The 9,591-nt window shown below is 71.0% G+C and carries 8 protein-coding genes; 6 read left to right on the top strand and 2 right to left on the bottom strand.

Annotation, left to right across the window (positions count from 1 at the left end; genetic code table 11):
* Positions 1-152 precede the first annotated feature (152 nt).
* The 3 genes from ACFQ79_RS14305 to ACFQ79_RS14295 all read left to right on the top strand — a co-directional run bounded on the left by ACFQ79_RS14305 (position 153) and on the right by ACFQ79_RS14295 (position 2,799).
* Positions 153-728 (top strand): TerD family protein, encoded by a 576-nt coding sequence (locus tag ACFQ79_RS14305; RefSeq protein WP_383582792.1) that lies wholly within the window; start codon positions 153-155, stop codon positions 726-728.
* 28 nt (positions 729-756) lie between these two features.
* On the top strand, positions 757-1,905 hold the full coding sequence (locus ACFQ79_RS14300) for a DUF475 domain-containing protein (RefSeq protein ID WP_383582790.1): 1,149 nt from the start codon (positions 757-759) through the stop codon (positions 1,903-1,905).
* 153 nt (positions 1,906-2,058) lie between these two features.
* Entirely contained in the window at positions 2,059-2,799 is a 741-nt protein-coding gene (locus tag ACFQ79_RS14295; RefSeq protein WP_209494706.1) for a Tellurium resistance, read from the top strand.
* 159 nt (positions 2,800-2,958) lie between these two features.
* Here ACFQ79_RS14295 and ACFQ79_RS14290 read toward each other — a convergent pair whose 3' ends face one another.
* Positions 2,959-3,921: a TerD family protein gene (locus tag ACFQ79_RS14290; protein ID WP_383582787.1), complete on the bottom strand. Its 963-nt coding sequence runs from the start codon at positions 3,919-3,921 to the stop codon at positions 2,959-2,961.
* Positions 3,922-4,098: 177 nt separating this feature from the next.
* On the opposite strand from ACFQ79_RS14290, the gene ACFQ79_RS14285 reads away from it, so the two are divergent.
* The 3 genes from ACFQ79_RS14285 to ACFQ79_RS14275 all read left to right on the top strand — a co-directional run bounded on the left by ACFQ79_RS14285 (position 4,099) and on the right by ACFQ79_RS14275 (position 9,203).
* The gene (locus tag ACFQ79_RS14285) at positions 4,099-5,304 is read left to right on the top strand and encodes an HpcH/HpaI aldolase/citrate lyase family protein (protein WP_383582785.1); all 1,206 of its coding nucleotides are present in this window, start codon (positions 4,099-4,101) and stop codon (positions 5,302-5,304) included.
* Positions 5,305-5,322: 18 nt separating this feature from the next.
* Positions 5,323-8,154, top strand: a complete 2,832-nt coding sequence (locus ACFQ79_RS14280; protein ID WP_383582783.1) for a phosphoribosyltransferase — start codon at positions 5,323-5,325, stop codon at positions 8,152-8,154.
* Positions 8,155-8,405: 251 nt separating this feature from the next.
* Positions 8,406-9,203, top strand: a complete 798-nt coding sequence (locus tag ACFQ79_RS14275; RefSeq protein WP_383582801.1) for an HAD family hydrolase — start codon at positions 8,406-8,408, stop codon at positions 9,201-9,203.
* A gap of 132 nt (positions 9,204-9,335) precedes the next feature.
* On the opposite strand, the gene ACFQ79_RS14270 is transcribed toward ACFQ79_RS14275, so the two are convergent.
* Positions 9,336-9,554 carry a zinc ribbon domain-containing protein gene (locus tag ACFQ79_RS14270; protein WP_229314900.1) on the bottom strand — a complete coding sequence of 73 codons (219 nt, stop codon included), beginning with the start codon at positions 9,552-9,554 and terminating at the stop codon, positions 9,336-9,338.
* Between the last annotated feature and the right edge of the window lie 37 nt (positions 9,555-9,591).

Raw genomic sequence — 9,591 nt, 5'->3', positions numbered from 1 at the left:
TAAACCATCTCTGTGGGGGGGCCGGTTTCTTTTTTTTAAACCCCCCGGGCTGTCGGCCAACACCTCCGCCCCCCACCCCCCCCCCCGCCCGGCCCCCCAACACCCGGGGGGCCCCCGGACGTGCCTCATCACCACCGGGGAGGAAACGAATCATGGGCGTCACGCTCGCCAAGGGAGGCAATGTCTCCCTCTCCAAGGCCGCACCCAACCTCACCCAGGTCCTCGTCGGGCTCGGCTGGGACGCGCGCTCCACCACCGGAGCCCCCTTCGACCTCGACGCCAGCGCGCTGCTGTGCCAGGCCGGACGGGTGCTCGGGGACGAGTACTTCGTGTTCTACAACCAGCTGCGCAGCCCCGAGGGCTCGGTCGAGCACACCGGCGACAACCTCACCGGAGAGGGCGACGGGGACGACGAGTCCCTGATCGTGGACCTCTCCAAGGTGCCGGCCCACTGCGACAAGATCGTCTTCCCGGTGTCGATCCATGACGCCGACAACCGAGGCCAGAGCTTCGGTCAGGTCAACAACGCGTTCATCCGCGTCGTGAACCAGATGGACGGCCAGGAACTCGCCCGGTACGACCTCTCCGAGGACGCCTCCACCGAGACCGCGATGATCTTCGGCGAGCTCTACCGCTACAACGGCGAATGGAAGTTCCGCGCCGTCGGTCAGGGGTACGCGTCGGGGCTGAGGGGCATCGCTCTAGACTTCGGGGTCAACGTTTCGTAAAGCCGTGTAATTCACGATGGGGCAAACAGTGGTTCTGAAAACCTTCGGCTGGTCGTTCGCCATCACGGCGCTCGGCCTGGTCGCAGCGGTGCTCTACGGGGGGTGGGAGGCGTTCGGGATCGTCGCGATCCTGTGTGTCCTCGAGATCTCGCTGTCCTTCGACAATGCAGTGGTCAACGCCGGAATCCTGAAGAAGATGAATGCCTTCTGGCAGAAGATCTTCCTCACCATCGGTGTGCTCATCGCCGTATTCGGCATGAGGCTCGTCTTCCCCGTCGTGATCGTGGCGATCAGTGCCAAGATCGGCCCCATCGAGGCCGTCGATCTCGCACTCAACGACGCCGAGCGCTACGAACAGCTCGTCACCGACGCCCACCCGTCGATCGCGGCCTTCGGCGGAATGTTCCTGCTGATGATCTTCCTCGACTTCATCTTCGAGGACCGCGACATCAAGTGGCTCGGCTGGCTCGAGCGCCCGCTGGCCAAGCTCGGCAAGGTCGACATGCTGTCGGTCTGCATCGCCCTGATCGTCCTCGCCGTCAGCGCCATGACCTTCGCGACCCAGGCCCACCAGCACGGCGGCACGCACATCGACGCGGCGTCGACGGTCCTGCTCTCCGGCGTCTTCGGCCTCATCACGTACCTCGTCGTCGGCGGTCTCTCCGGCTACTTCGAGAACAAGCTCGAGGAGGAGGAGGAGCGCGAGCACGAGGCCGAGGAAGAGGCCAAGCGCAGCGGCAAGCAGGTCGGCGTCGTCCAGCTGGCCGGCAAGGCCGCCTTCTTCATGTTCCTCTACCTGGAGGTCCTCGACGCCTCCTTCTCGTTCGACGGTGTCATCGGCGCCTTCGCCATCACCAACGACATCGTCCTGATGGCGCTCGGCCTCGGCGTCGGCGCCATGTACGTCCGTTCGCTGACGGTCTACCTGGTCCGCCAGGGCACCCTCGACGACTACGTCTACCTGGAGCACGGCGCGCACTACGCGATCGGCGCGCTGGCCCTGATCCTCATGGTCTCCATCCGCTACCAGATCCCCGAGGTGGTCACCGGTCTCATCGGTGTCGCCCTCATCGCCTGGTCCTTCTGGTCCTCCGTACGGCGCAACAAGGCGCTCGCGGCGGCCGGGGGCGGGTCGGGTCCCTCGGGGGACAAGACCGAGGTGTCGTCCGGGGTGTGACACCCCCGGCAATGAGGAACGCTTCACTGCGGGGCGGTCGGTGCACCCGGCCGCCCCGCAGGCATGTGCGGTGTCGGTGATCATGTGCGGTGTCGGATGATCAGCGGTGCCGGCGAACAGTGGGGTCGGCGACCAGTGGGGGGTGAAGGCGGCATGGCCTTCTGGGACAACCTTTTTCCGGGGAGGGCGGCGTCGCAGTTCGACTCGGGCAGCGCCGCGTCGAACACGATCGATCTGACGAAACGGCGCCCGTCCGTCTCGCTCACCAAACAGGGCGCCGCCACCGGCAACCTCCGGGTGAACCTCTCCTGGCGGATGCGGACCTCCGACCTCGAGGGACGCTCCCGGCAGAGCGGCCGGCTGCTCCGCAACCCGTCCCAGCTCTTCAAGCCCGAGGTCGTGCAGGCGCACACCCAGGGCATGGTCAACGTCGACCTGGACCTGGGCTGTCTCTACGAGCTCGCCGACGGCAGCAAGGGCGTGGTGCAGCCGCTCGGCGGCTTCTTCGGCGACCTGAACGGCGCGCCCTACGTGAAACTCAGCGGCGACGACCGCTTCGGCGGCTCCTCCGGGGAGACGATCTTCGTCAATCTGGACCACAAGGACGAGATCAAGCGCCTGCTGTTCTTCGTGTACATCTACGACCAGACGCCTGCCTTCGACCGTACGCACGCCAAGATCACGCTCTATCCGAGCAACGGTCCCCGGATCGAGATCGAGCTCGACGAGCGCGCCCCGCAGGCCCGCTCCTGCGCGGTCTTCTCCGTGGAGAACGCCAAGGGCGAGCTGACGGTCCGCCGCGAGGTGCGCTTCGTGTACGGCTTCCAGGCCGAACTGGACCGGCTGTACGGCTGGGGTCTCCAGTGGGGGCGCGGCTACAAGACCAAGGCGTAGCCGTTGCCCGCGTCCGCGGGTCCGCCTCGGGGGCGCACCTTGGGACCGGCCTGGGGACCGGCCTCAGGACGGGCCTGGGGACCGGCCTCAGGACGGCCTTCGGGGCGGCTCTCGGGACCGCCCTCAGAACCAGCCTTGGGACCGGCCTCGGGACCGCCCTCAGGACCGGACGAACTGGGGGCCCATCGGCGGCATCCGGAACTCCGGTGCCGGGTTCTGCTCGGGGGCGGTCACCGGCTGGGGATAGCCGTACGCGGGGGCGGTGGCGGGTGCGGCGTTCGCGGGCTGCTGGGGGTAGCCGTAGGCCGGCGCACGGTCGGGCATGGGCGGCGGCATGGTCGGCTGCGGAGGCACGGGTACGGGCGGGTGGGCGACGGTCAGGTCGAGATCCGGGTCGCCGGCGGGAGACGCGACGGTGGCCGCCGTGGCCTCCTGGGCCTCGCCGGGGGAGCCGTGGCCGCCCGGGACCTCGCGGAAGCCGCCCTGGGCCCCCTGAGAGCCGTCCTGGGCGCTCTGGGCCGCCGCCTGGGCGGCGGCCGCCTGCGCCGCGTCCTGGGCGTCCTGCGCGTCCTCGTCGACCGAGATGCCGAAATCGGTGGCGAGGCCGACCAGGCCCGTCGGATAGCCCTGACCCACGGCTCGGAACTTCCAGCCGTCCCCGCGGCGGTACAGCTCGCCGCAGATGACGGCCGTCTCCTCGCCCGTCTCCGCCGTCACGGAGAACAGGGCCAGCGCCTCGGCGTCGGGACCCGCCGTCGCGTCGTACAGCAGGATCCGCAGGTCGGAGACGGAGCGGAAGGTGCCGCCGTCGGAGGAGGCCGCGATCACCACCCGGTCGACGGAGGGCTCGAGGCTTCCGAGGTCGGCTTCCACGGTGTCCGTGAGACCCTTGGAGTCACGCTTCTTCGGCAGCCGTCGCACCAGGCCCGAAGGGTGGCGCGGCTGGTTGTAGAAGACGAAGTCCTCGTCGGACCGCACCCGGCCGGAGGGCCCCAGGAGCAGGGCCGAGGCATCCACGTCGGGGACCCCGGAGCCCGGGGTCCAGCGGAGCACGGCCCGTACGGCCGCGGTGTCGAGAGGGACGTTGGAGCCCTTCAGCATCGCGTGCGTCATGACCGTCATCCTGCCCTCCCGGCGGACCCGCGGACAACGCGGGGGCGTCACCTGTCGCGGGACGGCGTGACGGACGCTGACGAGTTACCTGGATTTCATGCTCGGAGGGAACTGTGGACACCCGCACCTACGTACTATTACCGGCCACATGTCGTCAGGTTCCAGAGAGGTAGACGGGGGACTTATATGCGTCATTTCGGGCACATTCCGTCCGCGACGCGGGCTGGTCTCTTCCTTCGGGAACCGGTCGAGTTCACGGCAGATTCGCCCGCGCGCACGCTCGCCGTGGCTCTCGGAGCCACCCTCTACAGCCCGGCCACCCGGCCCCGGCTCGCCGACGACGTGCGCAAGCAGGCGGCCCGTGGAGTGGTCTCCATGGTGCTCTGCCTGGAGGACTCCATCAGCGACGCCGATGTCGAGGCGGGCGAGGACAACCTCGTACGCCAGTTCGCCGACCTCGCCGATCACGCCGCCGGAACCGTGACGGACGCCGACACCGCCACGGACCCCGCCGAGGATCTGCCCCTGCTCTTCATCCGCGTCCGCGATCCGCGCCAGATCACCGACCTCGTCGCCCGGCTTGGAGAAACGGTCCGCCTGCTGTCCGGATTCGTACTGCCCAAGTTCACCGAGGCACGCGGACAGGCCTTCCTCGAAGCCCTCACCCTGGCCGAGCGGACGAGCGGACGGCGTCTTTTCGCCATGCCCGTCCTGGAGTCCCCCGAGCTCCTCCACCTGGAGACCCGGGCCGAGACCCTGGCCGGCATCGCCTCGATCACCGACAAGTACCGCGACCGGGTCCTCGCCCTCCGCCTCGGCGTCACCGACTTCTGCTCCGCCTACGGGCTCCGCCGCTCGCCCGACATGACCGCGTACGACGTCAAGATCGTCGCGAACGTCATCGCCGACGTCGTCAACGTCCTCGGCCGCTCCGACGGCACCGGCTTCACCGTCACCGGACCCGTCTGGGAGTACTTCCGGCCCGGCGAGCGCATGTTCAAGCCCCAGCTGCGCCGCAGCCCCTTCCTCGAAGGCCGCGCCGAGGACCTGCGCACGGCCCTCATCGAGCACGACCTCGACGGCCTGCTGCGCGAGATCGAACTCGACCGCGCCAACGGCCTGCTCGGCAAGACCTGCATCCACCCCACCCATGTGGTGCCGGTGCACGCGCTCTCCGTGGTCAGCCACGAGGAGTGGAGCGACGCCCAGGACATCCTGCGGCCCGAACAGGGCGGCGGCGGAGTCCTCCGCTCCGCCTACACGAACAAGATGAACGAAGTGAAGCCGCATCGCGCGTGGGCCGAACGCATCCTCCTGCGCGCCGAGCTCTTCGGCGTCGCCAAGGAGGACGTCGGCTTCGTGGATCTGCTCACCGCCGGACTTGCCGGCTGACGAAGGGACGTCGACGACGTGGTGTGGACCGGAACGTGGGTCGCGGAGCGACTGGGCGTCGAACTGATCGGCGACGAGGCGCTACCGGCCCTGTTGGGCCTCGCACTGCGCCGCAACCCCAAGCGGGCGCATCTGCTGGTCTCCAGCGTGCTCGGCAAGCACGTGCCGCAGCGACCGTCCGTGGTCTACGGCTCCGGCCTCGACCTCGGCCGGCGCGTCCGCGCGCTCCTCGGTGACGACGAGGCCGCGCGCGCGGTCGTCCTCGGGTACGCCGAGACGGCCACCGCCCTGGGCCACGCCGTCGCCGACGGCCTCGGCCTCGCCCCGTACCTCCACTCCACCCGGCGTCCGGTGGCCGGAGTCGCCCGCGCGGGCGGCTTCGAGGAGTCCCACTCGCACGCCACCTCGCACCTGCTGCTGCCCGAGGACCCCAAGCTGCTCGCCGGCGACGGCCCGCTGGTCCTCGTCGACGACGAGTTCTCCACCGGCAACACGGTCCTCAACACCGTCCGCAACCTGCACGAGCGCTACCCCCGCGACCGGTACGTCGTCGTCGCCCTCGTCGACATGCGCTCGGCCGCCGACCTCGGCCGCCTGGACGCCTTCGCGGCGGAGATAGGCGCCCGCGTCGACCTGATATCCGGCGCCGCCGGCACCGTACGCCTCCCGGACGGGGTCCTGGAGAAGGGCCAGGCGCTGGTGGCGGAACACGAACGGGCGTACGAGCCGGGAGCGGGTTCCGCACCCGCCTCGCTCTCGGCCCCGAGCGTGGTGCGGGTGGCGCTGGACTGGCCGGAGGGGCTGCCCGACGGCGGCCGGCACGGCTTCACACCCGACCAGCGCCACCGCCTGGAGACGGCGCTGCCCGCGATGGCGGGCAGGATCACGAAGGCGCTCGGGGTCCCGGCAGCCGAGACCCCCCGGGTCCCAGCCGCCCCCGCCCGGCCCGGCCCGGCGGCTGAGAACGGACAAGGCCTGGCAGCCGAGGGCGGGCGTGTCCTGTCGGCGGAGGGGCGGTCCGGCCTGGCAGCTGAGGGCGGGCGTGGCCTGTCGGCGGAGGCGCGGCCCGGTCTGTCGGCCGAGGGCGGGCGCGACCTGTCCGCGGAGGCGCAGCCCGGCTCGGCTGCCGACGGGCGGCCCGGCTCGGCTGCCGAAGGGCGGTCCGGCTCGGCTGCCGAGGGGCGGTCCGAAGCCCCCACGCCGCCGCCCGCAGGGCCCCGTGTCCTCGTCCTCGGGTTCGAGGAGCTGATGTACGCGCCCCTGCGCCTCGGCACCGCGCTTGAGGACGCCGGGCACGACGTCCGGTACTCCACCACCACCCGCTCGCCCGTCCTCGCCGTCGACGACCCCGGCTACGCGATCCGCACCCGGCTCGTCTTCCCCGCCCACGACGACCCCGCCGACGGCCCCGGCGAGCGTTACGCCTACAACGTGGCCGGCGCGGGCTTCGACGCGGTCGTCCTCGTCGTCGACTCCACCGCCGACACCCCGGCCCTGCACGCCCCGGACGGCCTGCTCGCCCAGCTCGCCGCGCACATCCCGCGCGTCGTGCTCGCCGTCGTCCCCTCGTACACGCCCGCGGCCTCGCCGTACGTTCCGTACGACGCCACGCCCGAGGTCACCGAGGTCGCCGAAGCCACCGAAGCCACCGAAGTCACCGAAGCTCCCGAAAGGAGCTCCATGCTGCCCGAGCCCCTCCGCGGCCCCGCCTTCTCCTCGTACGCACCCGAGGAGGTCGGCTGGCTGCTCCAGGACCTCTCGGACGTCGAGCTCGAGGCGCCCACCGAGGAACGCGAGGAAGCCATCCAGAGCGGCGGCGCGCACTATGCCGAGTCGCTCCCCGTCGAGTACCAGCCGAGCGACCGCTACCAGGAGCTGTTCCACGCAGCCCTGGAGACCTCGGCGGCCCGCATCGCCCGCGCCGTCGGCACCGTCACCGAGACCGTCCTCGCGGAGCGCGAGCGGCCCGGCCACCGCCCCGTCCTCGTCTCGCTCGCCCGCGCCGGCACCCCCGTCGGCGTCCTCATGCGCCGCTGGGCGCAGGCCCGCCACGGCCTGGACCTGCCCCACTACGCCGTCTCCATCGTGCGCGGCCGCGGCATCGACGCCAACGCGCTGCGCTGGCTCGCCGCCCACCACGACCCGGCCGACGTCGTGTTCGTCGACGGCTGGACCGGCAAGGGTGCCATCACCCGTGAACTCGCCGACGCGATCAAGGAGTTCGAGGCCGCCGAAGGCGTCACCGGCTTCGACCCGGAGATCGCGGTGCTCGCCGACCCCGGCTCCTGCGTCCGTACGTACGGCACGCGCGAGGACTTCCTCATACCCTCCGCCTGCCTCAACTCCACGGTCTCCGGCCTGATCTCCCGTACGGTGCTCCGCGCCGACCTGGTCGGACCGAACGACTTCCACGGCGGAAAGTTCTACCGCGAGCTGGCCGGCGCGGACGTCTCCAACGCCTTCCTCGACGCCGTCGCCGCCCGCTTCGACGAGGTCGGCGCGGCCGTCGACGCCGACGTGAAGGAACTGCTGGCCGCGGACCGCACTCCGACCTGGGAGGGCTGGGCCGCCGTGGAGCGGATCAGCGAGGAGTACGGCATCCACGACGTCAACCTGGTCAAGCCGGGCGTCGGCGAGACCACCCGTGTCCTGCTCCGCCGCGTCCCCTGGAAGATCCTCGCCAAGCGGGGCGCCGAAGCCGACCTCGCGCACGTCCGGCTGCTCGCCGAGCAGCGCGGCGTACCCGTCGAGGAGGTCGACGAACTCCCTTACAGCTGCGTCGGTCTGATCCACCCTCAGTACACGAGGGGCGCGACAGGCGCCGACGGCAAGGCGGTGGTGTCCCAGTGAGTACGGTGAGCGGTACGAGCGGGACGCGTCCGGCGAGTAAGGCGAGTAAGGCGAGCGCGACGAGCAAGGCGAGCGCGGCGAGCGCGACCGGTAGTACGACCGAGACGACGGGTACGACCACGAGCGTGACGACTACGACTACGACGACGAAGGCTCCGATTCCGGCCCAGGCCCCGAACTCGGTGACGGACCCGACCGCGGCCTCCGCCCCGGCCCCGGCCTCCGCATCCGCCCCCGCCTCCGCCCCCGTCCTGGTCGCGAGCGACCTCGACCGCACCCTCATCTACTCGTCCGCGGCCCTCGCCCTCGGCATGCCCGACGCGCAGGCGCCCCGGCTGCTCTGCGTCGAGGTCCACGAGTCCAAGCCGCTCTCGTACATGACCGAGCACGCGGCGGAGCTCCTGGAGCGACTGACCGGGGAAACCGTCTTCGTCCCCACCACCACCCGGACGCGCAAGCAGTACCAGCGCATCCAACTCCCCGGCAGCACGCCGAAGTACGCCATCTGCGCCAACGGCGGACACATCCTCGTCGACGGCGTCACCGACGCCGACTGGCACGCCTCGGTGATCCGCAGGCTCGCCGATGAGTGCGCGCCGCTCTCCGAGGTACGCGCCTACCTCACCGCGACCACGGACCTGTCCTGGGTACGCAAGCACCGCGTCGCCGAGGACCTGTTCGCCTACCTCGTCGTCGAGCGGGAACGGCTGCCCGAGGACTGGCTGGAGCGCTTCGGCGCCTGGGCGGGGGAGCGCGGCTGGACGGTCTCGCTCCAGGGCCGCAAGGTGTACGCCGTGCCGAAGCCGCTCACCAAGAGCGCGGCCGTCCGCGAGGTCGCCCGCCGCACCGGCGCCTCGCTCACCCTGGCGGCCGGCGACTCGCTTCTCGACGCGGACCTGCTGCTCGCCGCGGACCGGGCGTGGCGCCCGGGCCACGGCGAACTGGCCGACAGCGACTGGACGGCCCCCCACCTCGACGTCCTCGCGGAACGCGGGGTCGCGGCGGGGGAGGAGATCCTGCGCCGCTTCAGGGCGGCGGCGGCCGTCTAGCGGACGGGGATCAACGGACGGGACCAACGGACGGGGATCAACGGACGGGACCAACGGACGGGGATCGACCGACCACGATCAACGGACCGGGATCGACCGACCACGATCACGACCACGACCAACGATCCGGGATCAGCTGCAGCAACCGCCACCGCAGCAGCCTCCGCCACCCCCGCCACCGCTCGGCGCGGGGGCGGCGGAGGCGGAGCCGCCGACGGCCACGGCCGAGAGCAGCTTCACGGTGTCGTCGTGCCCGGCGGGGCAGGAGGCCGGGTCGGAGGACTCGGCCATGGGCCGGCTGAGCTCAAAGGTGTCGCCGCAGGTCCGGCAGCGGAATTCGTAACGAGGCATGGGCACAGGCTAGAGCCTGCGGGCGGACAGGGGCAGG

Origin of the sequence: Streptomyces sp. NPDC056480, assembly GCF_042795405.1 — a bacterium.
Classification (GTDB): domain Bacteria; phylum Actinomycetota; class Actinomycetes; order Streptomycetales; family Streptomycetaceae; genus Streptomyces.
This window is presented reverse-complemented; position numbering and strand designations above follow the sequence as displayed.

What these genes read in the sequence shown, in the direction of transcription:
- ACFQ79_RS14305 (WP_383582792.1), top strand. Translation starts at nt 153, where the DNA reads ATGGGCGTCACGCTCGCCAAGGGAGGCAATGTCTCCCTCTCCAAGGCC.
- ACFQ79_RS14295 (WP_209494706.1), top strand. Translation starts at nt 2,059, where the DNA reads ATGGCCTTCTGGGACAACCTTTTTCCGGGGAGGGCGGCGTCGCAGTTC.
- ACFQ79_RS14290 (WP_383582787.1), bottom strand. Translation starts at nt 3,921, where the DNA reads ATGACGGTCATGACGCACGCGATGCTGAAGGGCTCCAACGTCCCTCTC.
- ACFQ79_RS14285 (WP_383582785.1), top strand. Translation starts at nt 4,099, where the DNA reads ATGCGTCATTTCGGGCACATTCCGTCCGCGACGCGGGCTGGTCTCTTC.
- ACFQ79_RS14270 (WP_229314900.1), bottom strand. Translation starts at nt 9,554, where the DNA reads ATGCCTCGTTACGAATTCCGCTGCCGGACCTGCGGCGACACCTTTGAG.